The sequence below is a fragment of the Mycolicibacterium aichiense genome (assembly GCF_010726245.1).
Classification (GTDB): Bacteria; Actinomycetota; Actinomycetes; order Mycobacteriales; family Mycobacteriaceae; genus Mycobacterium; species Mycobacterium aichiense.
Genome location: NZ_AP022561.1, coordinates 692126 through 713620 on the forward strand (window position 1 = coordinate 692126; position 21495 = coordinate 713620).

Consider the following 21495-nt stretch of genomic DNA (forward strand, 5'->3'; position numbering starts at 1 on the left):
GCGATGCCAGGTGATGATTCTTCTCCAAAGAGCGATGTCCCGTTGACGCTGCTGGCAGCATTGCTGAACGTGACGGCAGCGATGACGCCCAAAGGCGAGCGGCGACGGTATGCGCTGATCAGCGCTGCCGCCGAGCTGCTTCGCGAGGGCGGATTCGAAGCGGTGCGCCATCGTTCGGTGGCGCGTCGGGCAGGGTTGCCGCTGGCGTCCACCACCTACTACTTCTCCTCGCTGGACGACCTCGTGCTCAAAGCCGTCGAATACATCTGTGCGGTGGAAACCGCGCAGCTGCGGGCCCGGGTGGACGCGCTCCCACGTCGGCGGCGCGGTGCGGAGGCGATTGCCGACGTGTTGGTCGACCTGCTGGTCGGCGATCCCGACGGGGAGGCGAGCAGCGAAAAACTGATCTCGCGATACGAGCGCTACATTGCCTGCGCCCGGCACCCGGAACTGCGCGAAATCCAGCACCGGCTGGCTCGGCAGCGGGTCGACGCCGTGCTGTCGGCCATGGCACGCTCGGGCCGCAATGTGCGGACCGATCTGGTGACCGCTCTGGTCAACGCGGTCGACGGGTCGGTGGTCTCGGCTCTGGTCAGCGACGGCGACGGTCCGCGAGAGGTGGCCAGGGCCACGGTCATGGACGTGATCGACGTGTTGGTCCCGATCGACGAGCGCACCGTCCGGGTCTGAGCGATTACGTTCGAAGACATGGATCTCTCCGGGCTTGCCCGGCCGGCTACCGAACTGCTCGACGGCGTGATGGACCGGGCGCTGGTCGTGGGTTACACCAAGATCGGCTCGGGCCTGCGAAGGCACTGGTGGGCTGCGGATGCCGACCCGCAGGCTCTGCTGGGCAAACGGGTGGTGGTCGCAGGCGCGACGGCAGGAATCGGTCTGGCGATGGCGCGCTCGTTCGCCGCGCTGGGTGCGACGGTCCACCTGCTGGGCCGCAATCCCGAGAAGGTGGAGACGTCGTGCGCCGCGATCCGGGAATCGGTGGCAGGCGCCCACGTGGTCGGCGAGGTGTGCGACGTCTCGGACCTCGATGCGGTGCGGGACTGGACAACCGACTTCGCCAACCGGGTCCCTGCGCTCAACGGCCTGGTCCACAACGCCGGCCTCATGCCCAAGGACCGCGTCCTCACGCGTGAGGGCCATGAGGTGCAGCTGGCCACGCACGTGCTCGGTCCGCATCTGATGACCGAGCGGCTGCTGCCGCTGCTGCGGGCGGCAGGCGGGGCGTCGGTGGTGTGGGTGTCCTCGGGCGGCATGTACAGCTCGCCGCTGGTGGTCGACGATCTGGAGTTCCGGCGCGGCTACAACGGGGTGCGGGCGTACGCGCGGACCAAGAAAATGCAAGTGGTGCTTGCCGACTCGTGGGCGCGCCGGCTGGCAGGCACCGACATCCGGGTGGAGAGCATGCATCCCGGCTGGGTGGACACCCCAGGTGTGGCCGAGTACCTGCCGCGGTTTCGGGTCCTCACCCGGCCGCTGCTGCGCGACGTGGCCGACGGCGCCGACACCGCGGTCTGGCTGGTCGCCACCCGGCCGGAGTCCAAGCCCGGGCATTTCTGGCATGACCGCCGCCAGCGGCCGACCACATTCGGCTGGCAACGCCACGAAAACCCGGTGACGGTGCGGCGCCTGCTGGAACAGGTGAGCAGGCTGACCGGGACGCCGGACGAGTGGACCGGCCTGCGGGCCTGAGAAGCGTTCCGCAGGGACCTAATTCGACGGCGGCGTGGGCGTGACGATGCAACCGGTGTCCGGATCGCCGTAGATCGTGGCGTCGCCCGGTCGGGTCGAGAAGAACAGCGCGACATAGGCGCACACCACGGCATCGATCGGGTCCTCGGCCCGGCGCAACTCGGACTTGCGGGTGGCGGTGCGCACCGACTCGGCGAGGCGGAGCCAACCGTCGTCGTCGCGGACCATCAGCGGCGGGCTGGCGTCGTGCAGGCTTTCGATGAAGCCGACCAGCCGGTGAAGCTCTGCCTGCAACTGCGTGAAATCGCGGCCCGGCTTGTGCTTGTACTTCAGCGTGCGTTCCAGTCCGAACAACACCACGCCCGCCGCATGCGGGAACACCTCCAACGCCTTTCGCGGCGAGGACGAGCGAGGGTCGAGATCCAGGTCCAATGCCCGGCACAGTCGCGCACCGCGCCCGCCGTCGGCGAACCAGGCCAGCCCGGTGTTCGCCGGATAGGCGCCGGCCTCGAAGCGGCGGAAGTCCCGGTTCAACTGTGTCTCGCCCGGCCGCGTGCCGGTCGGATTCGTCACCACCAGCGGGGCGTCGACGGCGACCACGCACGGACCGGCGGTGAAGGGCGCCAGCTGGGCCAGGATGTCGGCGTCGTCGCCGGCCGCCGCAACGTGCCGCAGCGACCCTCCTGCGTCGACGACGGCAACCCCGGTCGGATTGCGGTCACCCCAGGCTAGGTCGACGCCGGCGAAGTACACGCAGGCCAGCTTGCCCGACGACCGTAAGCTAATGCGTTGTGACAATCCCCAATGTGCTGGCCGGCCGGTACGCCAGCGCGGACATGGTGGCGATCTGGTCGCCCGAAGCCAAGATCGTCGCCGAGCGCCGGCTGTGGCTGGCGGTGCTGCGCGCCCAGTCCGAACTCGGTGTGGACGTGCCCGAAGGCGTGGTCGAGGACTACGAGCGGGTGCTCGATCAGGTCGACCTCGCGTCGATCGCGGCGCGTGAACGGGTCACCCGCCACGACGTGAAGGCCCGCATCGAGGAATTCAATGCCCTGGCCGGACATGAGCACGTGCACAAGGGCATGACCAGCCGTGACCTCACCGAGAACGTCGAGCAGTTGCAGATCCGCCGCTCGCTGGAACTGGTGCATGCCCACGGGGTTGCCGTGGCGGCACGCCTGGCCGAGCGCGCGGTGCTCTACCGCGATGTGGTGATGGCCGGCCGCAGCCACAACGTCGCCGCGCAGGCCACCACGCTGGGCAAGCGGTTCGCGTCGGCCGCCGAGGAAACCCTGATCGCTCTGGAACGGGTTCGTGAGCTGATCGACCGCTATCCGCTGCGTGGCATCAAAGGCCCGATGGGCACCGCGCAGGACATGCTCGACCTGTTCGACGGCGACGCCGTCCGGCTGGCCGAACTGGAACGCCGAGTCGCCGAATTCCTGGGCTTCAACGCCGTTTTCACCAGCGTCGGCCAGGTCTACCCGCGGTCGCTGGACCACGATGTGGTCTCGGCGCTGGTTCAGCTGGGTGCCGGCCCGTCGTCGTTCGCGCACACCGTGCGGTTGATGGCCGGACACGAGTTGGTCACCGAGGGCTTCGCGCCCGGACAGGTCGGCTCGTCGGCGATGCCGCACAAGATGAACACCCGCAGCTGTGAGCGGGTCAACGGGCTGCAGGTGGTGCTGCGCGGCTACGCGTCGATGGCCGCGGAACTGGCAGGCGCGCAATGGAATGAGGGCGACGTCTTCTGTTCGGTGGTGCGCCGGGTGGCGCTGCCGGACGCGTTCTTCGCCATCGACGGGCAGATCGAGACGTTCCTGACTGTGCTCGATGAGTTCGGTGCCTATCCCGCGGTGATCCAGCGGGAGCTGGATCGCTACCTGCCGTTCCTGGCCACCACCAAGGTGCTGATCGCGGCGGTGCGGGCCGGTGTGGGCCGCGAGACCGCGCACGAGGTCATCAAGGAACACGCGGTGGCGGTCGCGCTGGCGATGCGGGAGAAGGGTGCCGAACCCGACCTGCTGGATCGGTTGGCCGCCGACGAGCGACTGCCGCTGGACCGGGCAGCACTGGACGCCGCGCTGGCCGACAAGGCGGCGTTCACCGGGGCGGCGGGAAGTCAGGTCGACCAGGTGATCGTCGCGGTGGACCGCGTGGTCAGCGACTATCCCGACGCCGCCAGATACTCGCCCGGCGCGATTCTGTAGACCAATGTTGCTGCGCGACATCGACTTCACCGACCTCGACAACTTCGCCGAGGGTTTTCCGCACCACTTGTTCGCGATTCACCGCCGCGACGCGCCGGTGTACTGGCACTCACCGACTGACAACACGCCGGACGGCGAAGGGTTCTGGTCGGTGGCCACCCATCCGGAAACCCTTGCCGTGCTGCGAGATCAGGACACCTACTCGTCGGTGACCGGCGGTGACCGCCCGTTCGGTGGCACGCTGCTGCAGGATCTGTCGATCGCCGGTCAGGTGCTCAACATGATGGACGACCCGCGGCACACCCGCATCAGGCGCCTGGTCAGCTCGGGCCTGACCCCGCGGATGATCGGCCGGGTCGAGGACGACCTGCGCCAGCGCACCCGGGTGCTGCTGGACGCGGTTCAGCCCGGGGTGCCCTTCGATTTCCTGGTTGAGGTGGCCGCCGAACTACCCATGCAGATGATCTGCATCCTGCTGGGAGTGCCGGAGAGCGAACGGCATTGGCTGTTCCGTGCCATCGAACCGAGCTTCGACTTCGGGGATTCCCGCAAGGGTGAGATCGGCACCATGTCGATCGAAGAGGCGGGATCACGGATCTACGCCTACGGCTCTGAGCTCATCGCGAAGAAACGTGCCGAGCCCGGTGACGACATGCTGTCGGTGGTGGCCAACGCCACCGTCGACGATCCGGATGCGCCGTCGCTCAGCGACATCGAGCTCTACCTGTTCTTCAACCTGTTGTTCAGCGCGGGTGCGGAAACCACCCGCAACGCGGTCGCCGGTGGGCTGCTGGCGCTGGCGCAGCACCCCGACCAGCGCGCGCGACTGCGGGCGGATCCCGCGCTGTTGCCGACGGCGGTGGAGGAGATCGTCCGGTGGACCTCGCCGTCACCGTCCAAGCGGCGCACCGCAACCCGGGACACCGAGCTCGGAGGGTGCTCGATCCGGGCGGGCGACAAGGTATTGGTGTGGGAGGGCTCGGCCAACCGCGACGGCTCGGTGTTCGACGACCCCGACTCTTTCGACGTTGGGCGTAAGCGCAACCCGCACTTGGGTTTCGGTCAAGGTGTGCACTACTGCCTGGGCGCCAACCTGGCCCGACTGGAGCTGCGCGTGCTCTACGAGGAACTGCTGACCCGCTTCGCGGAGATCAACGTGGTCAAGCCGGTCGAGTGGGCTCGCAGCAACCGGCACACCGGCATTCGGCACCTGTACGTCGAGCTTGGCTGACATGCGGCCGCCGCCCGACGTGTTCGCGGCGGTGATGGCCACCGGCATCGTGTCGATCGCTGCCGCCGACCACGGGTATCGCCGGCTCAGCGTGGCGCTGGCCGTGATCGCCGTGGCTGCGTTGCCGGTGCTCGTCGTGGCTTGCGCGTCGTCGTGGCGGCGGTCGGCGCCGGAATTCGGCGACCCCGACGTGCTGCTGCGGCTGTTCACCTACGTCGCGGCGTGCGCGGTACTGGGTGCGCGACTGGCCGAATACCGCACTGTGCTGTGGATCCTGGCCGGTCTGTCATTGCAGTTCTGGCTCACGCTGACGCCGCTGGTGGTCCGGCGGATGTGGCGGATCCGCTGGATCGGGTTGCGCGACCGTTCGCATGGCGCGTGGGAGCTGGCCAGTGTGGCCACCTCGGGGCTGGCCATCCTGTCGGCGGATCTGGACTGGCTGTTCGGTGCGCTGTTGTTCTGGGCGCTGGCGCTGGCGGCGTACGTTGCGATGACCGCGCTGATCCTCTGGCGGGCCTTCCACGAGCGGTTCACCCCGGGTGGGTTCGAACCCGACGGCTGGATCCTGATGGGCGCCCTGGCGATCGCGACCCTGGCCGGCGATCGGATCCACCGCATCTGGCCGTCGGACGCCGCCGTCGCGGTCACCGTGCTCACCTGGGTGCTTGCGACACTGTGGATTCCGGTGCTGGCCTACTTCGCGATCCGGCGACTCAGTCTTCCCGCAGCGTGGGGGTTTCGGGCAGTGTGGTGGGCGATGGTGTTCCCGCTCGGCATGTACTCGGCGGCAACGTTCGCGATGGCTGCCGAAACGAGGTGGCGCGGACTGCACACCGTCTCGCTGGTGTTCTTCTGGGTGGCGTTGGCCGCGTGGGTCATTGTGGCCGCGGGCGGGCTGCTCTATCTGCGGTCACATCACCGCGTGACCGGCATCGACCGGTAGCGCGACGCCGGTGATATAGCGGGCCTTGGGGCCGGCCAGGAAAACCACCACGTTGGTGACGTCCTCGGCATCGACGAACGGGACCGGCAACAGGTTGGCCGACAGCGCGGCGCCGTTCGGGTTCTCCTGGAACGTCTTGAGCGTGTGATCGTTGAGGATCATCGGGGTGCCGACGCCGCTGGGGTGGACCGTGTTGACCCGGATGTTGTGCTGGGCATAGGCATTGGCCGCGGAGCGCATCAGTCCGACGACGCCGTGCTTGGCCGCGGCATAGGCGAACATCGCCGCGCTGCCGTCACCGCCCTTGCCGACCAGACCCTGCGCCGAACTCGTCAAGATGATCGAGCCGCCGCGGCCCTTGCGGATGATCGAGGGCACGGTCGCAACGATGGTGTGCCACACCCCGGTGAGGTTGGTCTCGACGATGTCGCGGTACACCTCGGTGTCGAGCGGGTCCTTGCGACCGATCGCCACCACCCCTGCGTTGGCCACCACGATGTCGATCTCTCCGAGCGCGTCCACCCCGCCGCGCACCCCGGCCGCCACGGCGTCGAGGTCGCGCACATCGGCGACGACCGGAACGATGCGCCTGCCCTGGGCCTCCACGAGGCGGACGGTCTCGTCGAGGTCGTCCTTGGTGGCCAGCGGGTAGGGGATCGAGTCGATGTCCGCACAGCGATCGATCGCGATGATGTCGGCCCCCTCGGCGGCCAGGGCGACGGCGTGACTGCGGCCCTGCCCGCGGGCAGCGCCGGTGACGACTGCGACGGTGTCGTTGAGGTCTCCCACGACGCGGACTCTAACCGATCGGCTCGCGACTGTGAGAAGCTTCTGACAGCGATGGCGAAACCCAAAGGTGCAGCGTCGGCCAATTCCTCGCTCCTCGGCCGGCCGGTGGGCGCCAACAGCGAGGAGACGAGGCAGCGCATCCTCGAGGCGACCATGCGCTGTGTCGCGGCGGTTGGCTACTCGCGGACGACGATCCGCGAGATCGCCCGCGAGGCGAACATGACCAGCGGCAGTCTCTATCACTACTTTCCGAACAAGGCCGAACTCGTCAAGGCCACCTTCGACGAGGTCGCGACCATCGCCGTACCGCGGCTGGAGCAGGCCGCCGAAGACAACGCCGCCACCCTGGACAAACTGATGGCGGTGCTCGACGAAAGCGTTCGGGTGATGCAGGACTACCCGCTCGCCGTCGCCTTCGACCGGGCCATCCGCGCCGAGAGCCCGCAGCACCTGCACCTCGCCGAGAACAGCGACACCCGATTCGTCGCGCTGCGCAACCTGATCCGCGACATCCTCTCCCAGGGTGCCCGGGAGAAGGTGTTGAGCCGCGGGGTGGACGTGGAGAGCGCGGCCAACGCGGTGTACATGATCTTCCGGGGTCTGAACGAATACGCCGCCAGCACACCGCCGCCCGAGGAGTACCACGCGACGGTGGCTGCACTCAAACAGCTGCTGCGGGGCCAGCTCTTCGGTCAGAGCCGGTAGAGGTTCCGCGCGTTCGCCGCCAGCACCGCATCGACGTGGTCGGCGCCGACCGCATCGACTATCCGCGTGATATCGCTGTCCTGGAACGGAATTGGCGCCCGGGTTGAGGGCAGGTCACTGCCGAAGACGAGCGCTGCGGGATTCGCGGTCACGATGTCGCGCATCAGGGCGTCGGGATCGGTGACGGTGATCCGGCCGAAGCCGGTGGCCTTCACCACGGCGCCGGACTCGACCAGCCGCAGCAGCGCTCCGCCGGTGTCGTCCGACATGGCCAGGTGGTCGATGCTGATCTGGGGCAGGGCGGCCAGGATGGGCTCCAGCTCGGTGAGATCAGCGGCGTCGAGGTAGAACTCGCAATGCCAGCCGGCGACCTCGTGCACCCGGCGGGCGAGGCTGTCGACGTCGTCGAGTGTCGCCGATCCGCCGCGGTACAGGTTGAACCGGACGGCGCGCACGCCGAAGCGGTCCAGCGTCAGGATTTTGTCGTCGGTGCAGTCACCGCGGATCTGGGTGACGCCGACGAATCCCGGACCGAGTTGTGCCAGAGCATCTTTGAGGTAACTCTGGTCGAAAGCCTGGAAGGATCCGCTGACCACGGCACCACCGGTGATGTCGAGCGGATCGACGCGCATGCGGTAGTCGGCGACGGTGAATGCTTCCGGCAGGTAGCCGTTGTTGGGTACCAGCGGAAACCGGGGATCGATGATGTGAAAATGCGCATCAAAGACGGTCATCGGTCCGCCTTGATGAAGTCGGCGCACCGCTCACCGACCAGGATCGCCGGCGCGTTGGTGTTGGCCCGCGGGATACGGGGGAACACCGACGCGTCGGCCACGCGCAGGCCGGTGACGCCACGCACATTCAGCTTCTCGTCCAGTACGCTGCCGGCGTCGGTGCCCATCGCCGCCGAGCAGGCGGGGTGCCCGGTCGTGGCGATCGAACTACGCAGCCACGCCTCGATCTGGGCGTCGGTGACGGTGTCCGAGCCGGGGTGCAATTCGGTGGAGATCACCGAGGAGAACGGCTCGGTGCTGACGATCTCCCGGGTGCGTCGCACGATACGGATGAACGCCTGCACGTCGTCCGGGTGGGCCAGTGTGTTGAGCCGAATCTCCGGCGGCACACGAGGATCGGCGGACTGCGCCAGCACGGTACCGCGGCTTTTCGGGGTCCAGTAGGACTGCAGCACCGACGAGGCGCGGCGAAGTTCTTGCTCCATCGCGATCAGGTTGACGTAGCTGGGGGAGTGGATCAGCTGGAAGTCCGGGGCAGGCAGGTCGGGGTGCGACCGGACCTGCGCGATCGCCTCCATCGCATTGCTGGTGAGTTTTCCGGTGCGGCGAAACAACCAGCGGAGCAACCATTGTGGCTTCTGAGCATCCGAGAGGCCGACGAAGCCGGGGTGTACGTCCCAGCTCATCGCCGCCGCGGGGTGATCGGTGAGGTTGGTTCCCACCCGGGGGCTTTCGACGACCGGCGTGATCCCCGCCGCGCTGAGGTGGTCGGCCGCGCCGATGCCGGAGAGCTGTAGCAGCTGTGGCGTTCCGTATGCCCCGGCCGACAGGACGATCTCGCGGGCGGCGGAGACGATGTGCCGGCGTCCATTGCGTTCGTACTCCACGGCCACCGCGCGCCCGTCCCGGATCACCACCCGGTGCACCAGGGCTCCCGTCACGACACGGAAGTTCGAACGACGCCGCACCGCAGGAAGATACGCCCGAGCAGTGTTCCAGCGCTGCCCCTTCCAGATCGTCACCGGAGCAATGGACGACCCGTCGAGATCAGGCCCGCCGATGTCCTCGTTGGCGCTGACACCGGCGGCCCGGGCGGCGTCCACCCATCGGACGGAGGTCACGTCGGGCTCGGCCAGCCGGGTGATTCGGACCGGCCCGGTGGTGCCGTGCGACGGGCCGCCCAGATGGTGCGACTCGATACGGCGGAACACCGGCTCGACATCGGACCACCCCCAGCCGGGCAGGTCCCAGCCGTCGTAGTCGAGTCGGGTACCGCGGATCCACACCATCGCGTTCATCGAGCTGGTCCCGCCGAGCACGCGACCCCGGGGTTGCGGGATGGTCCGGCCGTCGCACGCCGGTTCGGGTGCCGTGCGGTAGTCCCAGTCGGTTGCGCTACCCATCTGCGCGGCGAAGGCCAGCGGCGCCCGCACCGTCAGGCGCCGGTCCGAACCGCCGGCTTCCAGCAGCAGGACGCGCGAATGTCCTTCTGCCACGCGCGCGGCCACAGCACAGCCCGCCGACCCTGCGCCGATGACGACGTAGTCGAATGCGGCCACTAGCCTTGTGCGCTGATCGCGTGTTCTGGGCAGTCCTGCACGGCCTCGGCGACGAGATCCTGGTACTGGTGCGGTATCTCGTCGAGCACCACCTCGGCGTAGCCGTCGGCGGTCCACGCGAACACGTCCGGGCACGTCGACACGCAGTCGCCGTGCCCGGCGCAGCGGTCGGGATCCACCGAAGCCTTCATCGGTTCCCTATCCGTCAGATCTCGACACCTTGATAGCTCGCGAGCATATCGGGATCGGGCAGCGCCATCTGGAGGTATACGTCGATACGGGTGATCTTTCCGCTCTGGTCGAACTCATAGACCGACACCGAGTTGACCGAGTTGCTGAAGTCGCCGATTCTGCTGCGCTCCTCGAGTTCGAGGAACACGACGTCGCCGGCCTCGGTGACCCGCTTGAATTCCGACTCCCACTCCGACGATGTCGCCCAGTTGGTCAGGAACGCGATGTAGGTGTCCCAGTTCATCACCTCTTTGAAATTGCCGACCCGCACGAAGTTCTGCGTGTCGATGAGCTCGGCCAGCGGCGCCCAGCTCTCGGTGCTGAAGCCCGGCTGTTTGGCCTCGTCGACCAGACGCTTCATCAGGGCGCTGTAGTCCAGTACGGTCTGCGACAACGTCATCAGACGGTCAATCCCTCCTCGGCCAGCCGGCGATCCAAGGCGTCGGTGTATTCGTGGGTTCCGTGGAACGGTCCGTGCACACCGATCGCGACATCCAGGAAGTCGCTGTACTCGCTGTTGACGTGGGTCTCCCAGCGCACCACGTCACCGTTGTCGTCGGTGTCAATGAAACTGTAAGAGTAGAAACCCATTACGGCACCGGTGTCTTTGTTGGTGCCCTGCCAGCGGGTCTTCATCACGAATCCGTTGTCGGCCGGCCAGTGCTTGAAGTCGACGGGCTTCCAGTCCGGGAACCGCAGTGAGTAGACCTTGGCCTCCATGGTCGAGGCACGAGCGGACTCCTCCGGAAACTCGCTGAGCTTGAAAGCCTCGTCGCCGGTGAAGTACGGCGAGGCATACATGCAGTCCGGGTGGAATTTCCAGACGTCGACGAACTGTTCGCCGTCCTGCACACCCTGGCGCAGGTAGGCGTCGCCGTAGGCCCGGGCCATCCGATTGTGCAGCGAGATGCGGTCTTCGAGGTTCACTGTGCGGCCTTTCCTGCCATCCATCGATCCATGGTGTCGTGAAACTTTGCGACGACGATCTCCTCGTTCACCAGCATCAGGTGATCGAGGCTGTCGTTGCGCAGCCCTGCCTGCTGACGCTGCATCTGCTCATAATCCTGTTGCAGCGCTTCGAAATACTTGTAGCTGCCTGGTTCGTCGACCTCGGTCAGGTCCACCGAGAACTGGTCGGCTATCTCCTTGGGCAGATACATGTAGCTCGCGACTTGCCAGATGCACCGGTTGGGGTCCCCGTCGGGGTGCGGCCTCGCTACGATCACGTGGCACTCGCCGGCCCTGATGGTCATCATGAAGTTGGGGAAGAGGAACCAGCCGTGGTTGTCGCTCATCTGGGCGTCGGTCAGGCCGCTGACGTCCAAGCCCATCTCGGTGAGGTGCGCACGGGTCGCCTTCTGCAGCAGCGTGCGCGCCGTGACACCGTCGGGGAAGTCGATGGAGCCGTCGTCCGCGGTGTACTCCTTGACGAGTTCTTGGAATCGAGGGATCACCGCAACCGTGCCTGGGAAGGTCTCGGGCAGCGAGAGCGTGCCCTCGACCTGTTTTTCGGGGGTGGCCCCCACGACGTCGAACGGGGCCATCGCGATGGTGTGGTTCTCGAAGAACTTGTAGCGCGTGGTCTCGGGCGCAATGTTGAGCACTGCCAGCAGTTGTGGGTGGACTCCATTGACGTGATAGCCCTCGTTGAAGGCGTCCATCACGACCTTCCAGTTGCAATCCAGCGCTTCTCGGACGTTCATCACCGTCGACATCAGTTCGAGGTGATACGGCTGCAGAGTCGCCATCGCCTCCGCACCGATCCACTCCCCAAGCGGCTGGGCGCCGGGATCGGGGTTGATGAAGATGAAGCCGCCGAAGGTGTCCACCGGAACCGTGATCAGCGAGTTGTCGTTCTTGTCGATGCCGCCGCTCTGTTCCCGCAGCAGTCCCTTGAGCCGCCCGTCGGGGTCGTAAGACCAGAGGTGGTATTGGCACAGAAAGCCGCGCTTGGCGTTGCCGGTGCGGCCCTGGCAGATGGCATTTCCGCGATGCCGGCAGGCGTTGACGAAACCGCGTAGTTTCTCGTCCTTGCCCCGCACGATGAGGAAGGACTGGTCGTAGATCTTGTATTCCATCCAGTCGCCGACTCTGGGAAGGTCGTCCACCCGGCCGGCGATCTGCCACGTTTTCATCCAGATCGCCGCACGCTCGCGTTCGGCGTACTCCCGCGACCGGTAGCGGTCCGTGGAGACCCGAGATGCGAAGCTGCCCGCCAGATCGTCGAGTCCGGGAGCGTGGTCGACCCATTCGCCGGGCAGGGCTGTAGACGTCATCGATGAACCCCTCTCTTGGCCTGCTGGCGATAGTAATCAATCGTTTGATTGATTACTAGTGCAGAGTTGGCGCGGTTTCCGGGATGCAGCCCCGGTTATCGCGCCGAGATGGCGGCCCGCACCTGAGCCAGCACCTGATCCGGATACTGCGTCAGGTCCAGCCAGGTGAATCGCAACACCTGCCAGCCCTGCAGTGCGAGCCGGTTCTGTCGCGCACGGTCGTTCTGGAAGGCGGCCTGATCGCTGTGGAATGCCCAGCCATCGATCTCGATGGCCACGCGATGAGCCGGAAAGGCAATGTCCACAACGTATTGCCGACCGGGAAGTTGGCCCGCCAGCCGGTGATATTCGCCTGATCGAGCAGCCGAATGATCAGGCGCTCGGCCTCGGAGCGCGCGCCGCCAGCGGCCGCGTCCAGCAGGCGCCTGCACGCGGTGGATCCGCGGCGGCCGCGGTTACGGGCGTGTGCGCGTTCGAGGGCGGGCAGTTCGACGCGCCGTTGCAGGGCGGTGTCCATGATGGCCGGTCCGCCGCCGCGCGATACGGCCGCTTCGATCACGGTCAGCTCGGGTGCGGTGACCCGCAGCGACCGGTGCTCGACGACATCGACCTCGGCGAGATCCCGCCGGCGCACCCGAGTTCCCGGGGCCGCGCGACCGTGGCTGTTGCGCGGCACGGTGATCTCCACGACGTCGGGGGCTGTCGCAGTCAGCCCCAACCACCACGCGGCGGCCAGCCCACTCGCCGTGGCGCGGTGCCCGCGACTCCATACCGCTGCGCGAATTCTGGCCGCCGGCGTGAACGGCCGATCGTCGGCGAAGTACACCGCGGGACCGCAACGTCGCCATAACCCGGCGCTGACCCGGTGTCGTACCGCATCCTCGCTGAGCCCTGAGCGACGTGCTTGCGCCAGCGTGACGACCCCGTCCTGGCGGCGAAGGTGATCTTCGAGCACATCAGATCGGACGCAGGCAGCTGCACGCCGGTTCCCTCGCGAATCCGGCGCGGTTTCCGGGGTAGGGCCCCGGTTATCGCGCCGGATTCCGCCAATAGCGCGGGGCGGCGATACCTGCCGAGCGCATTTCGAGGGTGGCCAGCCCGCGGATTGCATACGGGTCCTCACGCCGCCAGGCACCGACCGGGTCGAAGCTCACTTCGGTGAGCTTGCGCAGCGGCCGGTTGGCCAGGGCGCGCAGCGCCAGCAACTGCTCCCCGGCGGGGGTGCGGGCCAGCGCGATGACCGTCCACTTGCGGCGGAAGAAACGGATCCGCAGGAACAGCCACGGCATGCCGACCGCCAGGATCGGTGGTGCCGCCACCGCGAATGCCAGCACCACCGCCAGCCAGCTGGCCGTGGTGTCCAGGTTGTGGCCTGCACCCGCGACATCGAGGGCGGCCTCGCTGGCAGCCCGCAGCGGCTTGGCGACGGTGTCGCCGACCAGCGGGATCTTGTGCGCGCTGTCACCGGCGGAATGCAGATTGTCCGAGATCCCGGTGGCGCCGTCTTTGACCTGACGACCGACGTCGGCGATCGTCGTGACCGCGGTGTGCACCGCCAGCCCGACCACGACCCACACGGTGATCCACGAGGCGACCAGCAAGTCGCTGACCAACTGCGCCAGCAGCCGGCCCGGGGTGGTGGCGTATGGCAGGAACCGCGATCTCATGGCTCGATCCCAGCACAGTCGAGCCAAGTCAGCGGCCGTTAGGCTGACGCGATGTCCCGCCCCGCTCTGAGCGACTATCAACACCTGGCCAGCGGCAAGGTCCGCGAGATCTTTTCCGTCGACGACGAACACCTGTTGTTTGTCGCCAGCGACCGGATCTCGGCCTACGACCACATCCTGGACAGCCTGATTCCCGACAAGGGCCGCATCCTCACCGCGATGAGCGTGTTCTTCTTCGATTTCATTGACGCGCCCAACCATCTGGCCGGCCCGCCCGACGACCCAAGGATCCCGGAGGAGGTCCTGGGCCGCGCGTTGGTGGTGCGCAAGCTCGAGATGGTGCCCATCGAATGCGTGGCCCGCGGCTACCTGACCGGCTCCGGCCTGCTGGATTACCAGCGCCACGGAAAGGTCTGCGGCATCGCGTTGCCACCGGGCCTGGTCGAGGCGAGCAGGTTCGACGAGCCGCTGTTCACCCCGGCGACCAAGGCTGAACTCGGCGAGCATGACGAGAACATCTCGTTCGACCGGGCCATCGAGCTGGTCGGTCCGGTGCGCGCCAACCAGCTTCGCGAGCGCACGCTGCAGATCTATCTCCAGGCCGCCGACCACGCGCTGACGAAGGGCATCATCATCGCTGACACCAAATTCGAGTTCGGTGTGGACGCCGACGACCGGGTGGTGCTGGCCGACGAGGTCTTCACCCCGGACTCGTCGCGGTACTGGCCCGCCGACACCTACCAGGCGGGTGTGGTGCAGCCCAGCTTCGACAAGCAGTTCGTCCGCAACTGGCTCACCGGGCCCGAATCAGGTTGGGACCGCTACGGTTCGGCACCGCCGCCACCTCTGCCCGACGAGATCGTCGAGGCCACCCGCGCCCGTTACATTGAGGCATACGAACGCATTTCGGGACTGTCGTTCGACGACTGGATCGGAGCAGGCGCATGAACCCACCCGTCGCGAAGAGGGTCGACACCCGGCGCGTCTTCCACGACGACGTCTTCGTCGACCCCTACGAATGGTTGCGTGAGAAGGCCGATCCGGAGGTCATCGCCCACCTCGAAGCGGAGAACGCCTACGCCGATCAGGCCACCGCTCACCTGGAACCACTGCGGCAGAAGATCTTCGACGAGATCAAGGCGCGGACCAAAGAAACCGACATGTCGATTCCGACCCGCCGCGGTGACTGGTGGTACTACGGCCGCAGCTTCGAAGGCAAGCAGTACGGGGCGCACTGCCGCTGCCCGGTCGCCGGTCCGGACGACTGGGATCCGCCGGTGTTCGACGAGGACACCGCCGTCCCCGGCGAGCAGGTACTGCTCGACGAGAACGCCGAAGCCGACGGGCACGAGTTCTTCTCCCTCGGTGCCAGCAGCGTGAGCCTCGACGGCCACCTGCTGGCCTATTCGGTCGACACCGTCGGCGATGAGCGATACACACTGCGGTTCAAGGACTTACGGACCGGTGAGTTGTACGCCGACGAGATCGCCGGGATCTCGTCCGGGGTGACCTGGGCGGCCGACAACGCCACGGTGTACTACACCACCGTTGACGAGGCGTGGCGGCCCGACACCGTCTGGCGGCACCGGCTCGGCTCAGGCCAGCCCGACGAGCAGGTGTTCCACGAACCGGACGAACGGTTCTGGGTCGGCATGGGCCGCACCCGCAGCAATAAGTACGTGATCATCGCGGCCGGGTCGGCGATCACCTCACAGGTGTGGGTGGGCGACGCCGCCGATCCGAACGCGGAGTTCACCTCGGTACTGCCGCGCCGCGACGGTATCGAGTACTCGGTGGAGCACGCCGTGATCGGGGGCGAGGACCGCTTCCTGATCCTGCACAACGACGGTGCGGTCAACTTCACCCTGGTGGAGGCCCCGGTCAGCGACCCCACCGACCAGCGCACCCTGATCGCCGCACGCGACGACGTCCGCCTGGACGGGGTGGACGCCTTCGCCGACCATCTGGTGGTCAGCTACCGGCGAGAGGCGTTGCCGCGGATTCAGTTGTGGCCCATCGGCGCCGACGGCTACGGAGCGCCGGAGGAGATCGCGTTCGACTCCGAGCTGGCCTCAGCGGGTCTGGCAGGCAACCCCAACTGGGCGACAGCCAAACTGCGGGTCGGCACCACTTCGTTCGTGACTCCGCTGCGCATCTACGATCTCGATCTCGCCACCGGGGAGCGCACCCTGCTGCGCGAGCAGCCGGTGCTGGGGGGCTACCGCAGCGAGGACTACGTGGAGCGCCGCGACTGGGCGGTCGCCGAAGACGGCACCAGGGTCCCGATCTCGATCGTCCACAAAGCGGGCATCGAATTCCCTGCTCCCACAGTGTTGTACGGGTACGGCGCGTACGAGTCTTCGGAAGATCCGCGATTCTCGGTGGCGCGCTTGTCGCTACTCGACCGGGGAATGGTCTTCGCGGTCGCGCACATTCGGGGTGGCGGCGAGATGGGCCGGCTCTGGTACGAGGACGGCAAGCTGCTGCAGAAGCGCAACACGTTCACCGACTTCATCGCGGTCGCACAACATCTGGTCGACACCGGGCTGACCCGGCCGCAGAATCTGGTGGCACTCGGCGGCAGTGCGGGCGGCCTGTTGATGGGTGCGGTGGCGAACCTGGCGCCGCACCTGTTCGCCGGCATCCTGGCTCAGGTGCCGTTCGTGGACCCGCTCACCTCGATCCTCGACCCGTCGCTGCCACTGACGGTGACCGAATGGGACGAGTGGGGAAACCCGTTGGAGAACAAGGACGTCTACTTCTACATGAAGTCCTATTCGCCGTACGAGAACGTCGAAGCCAAGGAGTACCCGGCGATCCTGGCGATGACATCGCTGAACGACACCCGCGTTCTCTACGTCGAACCCGCGAAGTGGGTTGCCGCACTTCGGCACACCAAGACCGACGAGCATCCGGTGCTGCTGAAGACACAGATGGCCGCGGGCCACGGTGGCATCAGCGGCCGCTACGAGCGGTGGAAGGAAGCGGCGTTCCAGTACGCCTGGCTGCTGGCCACCGCAGGCGCCGAGCAGCACGAGGTAACCTCACCGGCATGAGTCTGACCGACATCCCGCTCACCACCCTCGACGGCAAAGCCACCTCGCTGGCCGACTACGCCGACCGGGCGATCCTGCTGGTCAACGTCGCGTCCAAATGCGGGCTCACCCCGCAGTACGGGGCGCTGGAAAAGCTGGCCCGCGATTACGGTGACCGCGGCCTGACCGTGATCGGGGTGCCCTGCAACCAGTTCATGGGTCAGGAGCCGGGGACCGCGGAGGAGATCCAGACGTTCTGCTCCACCACCTACGGGGTGACGTTTCCGCTGTTGGCGAAGACCGACGTCAACGGCGACGACCGGCACCCGCTGTACGCCGAGCTCACCACCTTCGCCGACGGTGACGGCAAGGCCGGCGACATCGCGTGGAACTTCGAGAAGTTCGTGATCGCGCCTGGCGGGACGGTGGTGAACCGGTTCCGGCCGCAGACCGAGCCCGACGCCCCTGAAGTGATAGCCGCGATCGAGGCGGTCCTGCCGGGCTGACCTCAATGGTCGCCTGACCTCAAGGTGGCAGACACCGTCTGGACACCTGGAGTTGCCAGACTGCGAGGGTGGCTGGACAACTCATCGTGTCGGTGTCCGGGATCAGCGATCGAACGCGCGGCGACGTCGACGAGTTCTGTGCCGCGCTCGACAGTCGCGCGGTTCCGCTGTCGCTGCTCGTCGCCCCTCGACTGAAGGACGGGTACCGGCTGGAATCCGACTCCCGCACCATCGGCTGGCTGGCGGACCGGCGATCCGGCGGTGATGCGGTGGTGCTGCACGGATTCGACGCCGCCGCCACCAAGAAGCGCCGCGGCGAGTTCGGTGCGCTGCCCGCGCACGAGGCGAACCTGCGGCTCATGGGCGCCGATCGGGTCCTCGAACACGTCGGTCTGCGGAGTCGGCTGTTCGCTGCGCCGGGCTGGACGGTTTCGGCCGGAACGGCACTGGCGTTGCCGCGCAACGGCTTCCGTCTGCTCGTCGACCTGCATGGCATCACCGATCTGGTCACCGGCACGACAACGCGCTCACGGGTGGTCGGAATCGGCGAAGGATTCGTCACCGAACCGTGGTGGTGCCGCACGCTGGTGCTGTCCGCGGAACGCACCGCGCGCCGTGGCGGGATGGTCCGATTGGCCGTCACCGCAAAGCAATTGCGCAAGGTCGGGCCCCGTCAGGCCATGCTCGACGCGATCGATCTGGCCCTGTTGCACGGCTGCACGCCGACGGTGTACCGCTGGGACCCGCAGGTCCCCGCGACATCCGCCGCCTGACTAGCTGCGTGAGCTGGACCCGCTCGCCGTCGTCGCCATCCCGCCGTCGACCGGGATGATCGCCCCGTTCACATAGGACCCGGCCCGGCTGGCCAGGAACACCGCGATACCGGCCATGTCGTCGTCGCGGCCGATCCGCCCCAGCGGCGACGAGGCCGCGATGGCGTCTCCGAACGCGTCCAGCGTGGCGGCCATCATCTTCGACTGGAACGGGCCCGGCGCCACCGCATTCACCGTGATGTGTTGAGGGCCAAGCTCTTTGGCCAGCACACGAGTCAACTGGTGCACAGCCGCCTTGCTGGCCGAGTACGAGTAGGTGTTCATTACCGGCACCTGGATCCCGTCGATGCTGCCGATGTTGATCACCCGTGCTGGATCGTCAGCGGTCGCGGCATTGCGCAACGCGCCGACCAGTTCCTGCACCAGCCAGAACGGCGACTTCACATTGAGGTCGAGCACCTTGTCCCAGGCCGAGGTCGGAAACGATTCCAGCGGTTCGCCCCACGTCGCCCCGGCGTTGTTGACCAGGATGTCGAGCTTGTCGGTGCCGGCCAGGACCTCGGCGGCCAGCCGCTTGCATTCGTCTTGACGGGACAGATCGGCCGGGATGGCACGGATGGTGCCGAACTGCGACAACTCGGCGACAACCTGATCGCACTTGTCGGCCTTGCGGGAACTGATGATCACCTCGGCGCCGGCCTGCAGCAGGCCGCGGGAGATCATCACCCCGATGCCGCTGCTGCCGCCGGTGACCAGCGCGGTCTTGCCGGACAGTCCGAACAGCCTGGTCAGGTCGGCTTCACTCATGGAACATCCTTTACGGCAAGCGGTTTCAGAACCGGAACGAACTCTCCTCCGGCAGCACCCGGAAATCCGTGTCGGTCATCTCGGTGAGCCGACCGTAATAGATGCCGCGCGCCTCCGGGGCCACCACCCCCTGATGGATCGGCACGGCGTGCTCCGGTGCGACCGCCCGCAGATAATCCACCGCCTCGGAGATCTTCATCCACGGCGCGGCCGCCGGGGTGGCCAGTACATCCACCGGCTCGCCGGGTACGAACAGCGCGTCACCGGGGTGCATCAGCCGGGCCGGGTGCTCGGCGTCGCCCACCAGATACGAGATGTTGTCGATGACCGGAATCTCCGGATGGATGACGGCGTGGCGGCCGCCGACCCCGCGGATGCACAGGCCGGCCACACTCAGTTCGTCGCCGACGTGCACGGCGCGCCAGGGTTCGCCGAGCTCGGCCGCGGTGGCCGGATCGGCGTAGAGCACCGCGTTCGGGTTGGCCTCCACCAGCGCGGGCAGCCGTTCGCGGTCGGCGTGGTCGGGATGCTGGTGGGTGATCAGGATCGCCGACAGGCCGGTCACGCCCTCGAAGCCGTGCGAGAAATTACCCGGATCGAACAGCAAGGTGGCGCCGTCGAACTCGGCGAGAAGACATGAATGCCCGAAATGCGTCAGCTCCATGCTTACGATTGTGCGCGCACTGGAAGGCGTCGAATACATGCGGTTGGTCATCGCGGTGATGCTGGTGGCCTGCGGGCTCGCCGTACCGCCGCGCGCTGCCGCCGACCCGGACACCTGCCCGCCCAACTGCGACCGCATTCCCGACGCGGCGTGGGTGGCCCCCTGGGCGATACCGCTGAACGCGCGCTACGCCTGGCCCCGGCTGGCCGGGGTGGCGGTCACCGCCGTCGCACCCCGGTTCCGGTTCGAGGAGCTGTGCGGCACCCCGCCGGTGGCCCAGGATCCACGGGCCTACGCCGTCGCCGAACGCGCCACCGTCGTCAACCCCGACGGGCAGTGGCAGTTGCAGGCACAGGTCATGCACTGGCGCGGAGAGACCTGGCGCGGCGGCCAACTGGCGCAGGACGTCTTCCACGCCGCGGTGGCGGCGTTGCGCTCCTGCCAACGCACCAACGTGACAGCCTCGCCGTCGCTGACCGTCAACGAGCCGGACCGGATGGCCGCGGTGATCAGCGGTCCGGTGATCCTGCGCCAGTACGTGGTGGCCAATCCGGCCAACAGCACGGTGACCGAGCTGGCGATGTGGTCAACCGCACCGCCGCAGACGCCGTGGCCGATGGCCAGCGACGACAACCTGCTCGACGCGCTCGGCGCGCCGCTGTGCACGGCCTACATCGGGTCCTGCTGATGAGCCGCCGGTAGAGTTACACCGCAACATTCCCCGACGTCAGCAGGAGCGCCTGTGGCCCGAGTAGTGGTCAACGTGATGCCCAAAGCCGAGATCCTCGACCCGCAAGGTCAGGCGATCGTCGGTGCACTGGGCCGTCTGGGACACACCGGTATCTCGGATGTCCGACAGGGCAAGCGATTCGAGCTCGAGGTCGACGATTCGATCAGCGACTCGGCGCTCGCCGAAATCGCCGAATCCCTGCTGGCGAACACGGTGATCGAGGACTGGTCGGTCACCCGGGAGCAGCAGTGAGCGCCCGGATCGGGGTCATCACCTTCCCCGGCACGCTCGACGACGTCGACGCCGCCCGCGCGGTCCGGCTCGCCGGCGCGGAGGCGGTCAATCTCTGGCACGGCGACGCCGATCTCAAGGGCGTCGACGCCGTGGTGGTGCCGGGCGGCTTCTCCTACGGCGACTACCTGCGCTGCGGTGCGATCGCGAAGTTCGCGCCGGTGATGGGCGAGGTGATCACCGCCGCCAAGGCTGGTCTGCCCGTACTGGGCATCTGCAACGGCTTCCAGGTGCTCTGCGAGGCCGGTCTGCTGCCCGGTGCGCTGACCCGCAACGCCGGGCTGCACTTCATCTGCCGCGACGTCTGGCTGCGGGTGGACTCGATCACCAGCGCATGGACGTCGCGGTACGAATCCGGCGCCGAACTGCTGGTGCCGCTGAAGTCCGGCGAAGGCCGCTACGTGGCCAGCGAGGCCGTGCTCGACGAACTCGAAGGCGAAGGCCGGGTGGTGTTCCGCTACGCCGAGAACCTCAACGGCTCGATGCGCGACATCGCCGGGATCAGCTCCGCCAATGGCCGGGTGGTCGGGCTGATGCCGCATCCCGAACACGCCACCGAAGCGCTGACCGGCCCGTCCGACGACGGGCTCGGCATCTTCTACTCCGCGCTGGACGCGGTCCTCGCCGCCTGATAAAT

At 67.3% G+C, this 21495-nt stretch carries 24 protein-coding genes and 1 pseudogene; 13 read left to right on the forward strand and 12 right to left on the reverse strand.

Translation table 11 applies throughout. From position 1 onward, the window contains the following. Positions 1 to 60 precede the first annotated feature (60 nt). Both G6N32_RS03320 and G6N32_RS03325 read left to right on the forward strand, forming a co-directional pair. Positions 61 to 690, forward strand: coding sequence for a TetR/AcrR family transcriptional regulator (locus G6N32_RS03320; protein WP_163789522.1), 630 nt, complete (start codon positions 61 to 63; stop codon positions 688 to 690). An 18-nt stretch (positions 691 to 708) separates the two neighbouring features. Next, on the forward strand, positions 709 to 1707 hold the full coding sequence (locus G6N32_RS03325; RefSeq protein ID WP_115317375.1) for an SDR family NAD(P)-dependent oxidoreductase: 999 nt from the start codon (positions 709 to 711) through the stop codon (positions 1705 to 1707). A gap of 18 nt (positions 1708 to 1725) precedes the next feature. On the opposite strand, the gene G6N32_RS03330 is transcribed toward G6N32_RS03325, so the two are convergent. Beyond that, entirely contained in the window at positions 1726 to 2460 is a 735-nt protein-coding gene (locus tag G6N32_RS03330; RefSeq protein WP_115317374.1) for a DUF429 domain-containing protein, read from the reverse strand. A 38-nt stretch (positions 2461 to 2498) separates the two neighbouring features. On the opposite strand from G6N32_RS03330, the gene purB reads away from it, so the two are divergent. Genes purB through G6N32_RS03345 form a run of 3 tightly spaced genes read left to right on the forward strand, consistent with a single transcriptional unit; the run spans position 2499 to position 6091 of the window. Continuing rightward, positions 2499 to 3917 (forward strand): adenylosuccinate lyase, encoded by a 1419-nt coding sequence (gene purB, locus G6N32_RS03335; protein ID WP_115317373.1) that lies wholly within the window; start codon positions 2499 to 2501, stop codon positions 3915 to 3917. A gap of 4 nt (positions 3918 to 3921) precedes the next feature. After that, the gene (locus G6N32_RS03340) at positions 3922 to 5148 is read left to right on the forward strand and encodes a cytochrome P450 (RefSeq protein ID WP_115317372.1); all 1227 of its coding nucleotides are present in this window, start codon (positions 3922 to 3924) and stop codon (positions 5146 to 5148) included. Between the two features lies 1 nt (position 5149). Continuing rightward, the gene (locus G6N32_RS03345; protein WP_115317371.1) at positions 5150 to 6091 is read left to right on the forward strand and encodes a tellurite resistance/C4-dicarboxylate transporter family protein; all 942 of its coding nucleotides are present in this window, start codon (positions 5150 to 5152) and stop codon (positions 6089 to 6091) included. Here the strand turns inward: G6N32_RS03345 and G6N32_RS03350 are convergent. Beyond that, complete coding sequence (locus tag G6N32_RS03350; RefSeq protein ID WP_115317370.1) at positions 6059 to 6880, reverse strand: mycofactocin-coupled SDR family oxidoreductase; 822 nt, start codon at positions 6878 to 6880, stop codon at positions 6059 to 6061. The genes G6N32_RS03345 and G6N32_RS03350 overlap by 33 nt on opposite strands. Before the next feature lie 51 nt (positions 6881 to 6931). Here G6N32_RS03350 and G6N32_RS03355 point away from each other — a divergent pair, with 51 nt between their 5' ends. After that, complete coding sequence (locus G6N32_RS03355; protein WP_115317369.1) at positions 6932 to 7585, forward strand: TetR/AcrR family transcriptional regulator; 654 nt, start codon at positions 6932 to 6934, stop codon at positions 7583 to 7585. Here the strand turns inward: G6N32_RS03355 and G6N32_RS03360 are convergent. The 8 genes and pseudogenes from G6N32_RS03360 to G6N32_RS03395 all read right to left on the reverse strand — a co-directional run bounded on the left by G6N32_RS03360 (position 7573) and on the right by G6N32_RS03395 (position 14052). Then, on the reverse strand, positions 7573 to 8319 hold the full coding sequence (locus G6N32_RS03360) for an amidohydrolase family protein (protein WP_115317368.1): 747 nt from the start codon (positions 8317 to 8319) through the stop codon (positions 7573 to 7575). The genes G6N32_RS03355 and G6N32_RS03360 overlap by 13 nt on opposite strands. Beyond that, complete coding sequence (locus G6N32_RS03365) at positions 8316 to 9878, reverse strand: GMC family oxidoreductase (RefSeq protein WP_115317367.1); 1563 nt, start codon at positions 9876 to 9878, stop codon at positions 8316 to 8318. Before G6N32_RS03365 ends, G6N32_RS03360 begins: the two co-directional genes overlap by 4 nt. After that, entirely contained in the window at positions 9878 to 10069 is a 192-nt protein-coding gene (locus G6N32_RS03370) for a ferredoxin (RefSeq protein ID WP_115317366.1), read from the reverse strand. The genes G6N32_RS03365 and G6N32_RS03370 overlap by 1 nt, the downstream gene beginning before the upstream one ends. 14 nt (positions 10070 to 10083) lie before the next feature. Continuing rightward, positions 10084 to 10509, reverse strand: coding sequence for a hypothetical protein (locus G6N32_RS03375; protein ID WP_115317365.1), 426 nt, complete (start codon positions 10507 to 10509; stop codon positions 10084 to 10086). Further along, positions 10509 to 11036, reverse strand: coding sequence for a hypothetical protein (locus G6N32_RS03380; protein WP_115317364.1), 528 nt, complete (start codon positions 11034 to 11036; stop codon positions 10509 to 10511). The genes G6N32_RS03375 and G6N32_RS03380 overlap by 1 nt, the downstream gene beginning before the upstream one ends. Continuing rightward, on the reverse strand, positions 11033 to 12385 hold the full coding sequence (locus tag G6N32_RS03385) for an aromatic ring-hydroxylating oxygenase subunit alpha (RefSeq protein WP_115317363.1): 1353 nt from the start codon (positions 12383 to 12385) through the stop codon (positions 11033 to 11035). Before G6N32_RS03385 ends, G6N32_RS03380 begins: the two co-directional genes overlap by 4 nt. Before the next feature lie 95 nt (positions 12386 to 12480). Next, a pseudogene (locus G6N32_RS03390) lies at positions 12481 to 13340 on the reverse strand (DUF559 domain-containing protein). Positions 13341 to 13413: 73 nt separating this feature from the next. Beyond that, positions 13414 to 14052, reverse strand: a complete 639-nt coding sequence (locus G6N32_RS03395) for a hypothetical protein (RefSeq protein ID WP_115317362.1) — start codon at positions 14050 to 14052, stop codon at positions 13414 to 13416. 51 nt (positions 14053 to 14103) lie between these two features. Between G6N32_RS03395 and G6N32_RS03400 the strand changes: the two genes are divergently transcribed. From G6N32_RS03400 to G6N32_RS03415, 4 genes are all read left to right on the forward strand, one after another. Further along, positions 14104 to 15000 carry a phosphoribosylaminoimidazolesuccinocarboxamide synthase gene (locus G6N32_RS03400; RefSeq protein ID WP_115317361.1) on the forward strand — a complete coding sequence of 299 codons (897 nt, stop codon included), beginning with the start codon at positions 14104 to 14106 and terminating at the stop codon, positions 14998 to 15000. After that, on the forward strand, positions 14997 to 17108 hold the full coding sequence (locus G6N32_RS03405) for a S9 family peptidase (protein WP_115317360.1): 2112 nt from the start codon (positions 14997 to 14999) through the stop codon (positions 17106 to 17108). Before G6N32_RS03400 ends, G6N32_RS03405 begins: the two co-directional genes overlap by 4 nt. After that, the gene (locus tag G6N32_RS03410; RefSeq protein WP_115317359.1) at positions 17105 to 17593 is read left to right on the forward strand and encodes a glutathione peroxidase; all 489 of its coding nucleotides are present in this window, start codon (positions 17105 to 17107) and stop codon (positions 17591 to 17593) included. Before G6N32_RS03405 ends, G6N32_RS03410 begins: the two co-directional genes overlap by 4 nt. 68 nt (positions 17594 to 17661) lie before the next feature. Beyond that, positions 17662 to 18366 carry a DUF2334 domain-containing protein gene (locus tag G6N32_RS03415; protein ID WP_115317358.1) on the forward strand — a complete coding sequence of 235 codons (705 nt, stop codon included), beginning with the start codon at positions 17662 to 17664 and terminating at the stop codon, positions 18364 to 18366. Here G6N32_RS03415 and G6N32_RS03420 read toward each other — a convergent pair whose 3' ends face one another. Both G6N32_RS03420 and G6N32_RS03425 read right to left on the reverse strand, forming a co-directional pair. After that, on the reverse strand, positions 18367 to 19173 hold the full coding sequence (locus G6N32_RS03420) for an SDR family oxidoreductase (protein WP_115317357.1): 807 nt from the start codon (positions 19171 to 19173) through the stop codon (positions 18367 to 18369). A 25-nt stretch (positions 19174 to 19198) separates the two neighbouring features. Continuing rightward, positions 19199 to 19837, reverse strand: coding sequence for an MBL fold metallo-hydrolase (locus G6N32_RS03425; RefSeq protein WP_163789109.1), 639 nt, complete (start codon positions 19835 to 19837; stop codon positions 19199 to 19201). 10 nt (positions 19838 to 19847) lie between these two features. Between G6N32_RS03425 and G6N32_RS03430 the strand changes: the two genes are divergently transcribed. Genes G6N32_RS03430 through purQ form a run of 3 tightly spaced genes read left to right on the forward strand, consistent with a single transcriptional unit; the run spans position 19848 to position 21490 of the window. Continuing rightward, positions 19848 to 20525 (forward strand): ATPase, encoded by a 678-nt coding sequence (locus tag G6N32_RS03430; protein WP_232077464.1) that lies wholly within the window; start codon positions 19848 to 19850, stop codon positions 20523 to 20525. Between the two features lie 54 nt (positions 20526 to 20579). Next, positions 20580 to 20819, forward strand: coding sequence for a phosphoribosylformylglycinamidine synthase subunit PurS (gene purS, locus G6N32_RS03435; protein WP_115317355.1), 240 nt, complete (start codon positions 20580 to 20582; stop codon positions 20817 to 20819). Further along, the gene (purQ, locus tag G6N32_RS03440) at positions 20816 to 21490 is read left to right on the forward strand and encodes a phosphoribosylformylglycinamidine synthase subunit PurQ (RefSeq protein ID WP_115317354.1); all 675 of its coding nucleotides are present in this window, start codon (positions 20816 to 20818) and stop codon (positions 21488 to 21490) included. Before purS ends, purQ begins: the two co-directional genes overlap by 4 nt. The last annotated feature ends 5 nt before the right edge of the window (positions 21491 to 21495 follow it).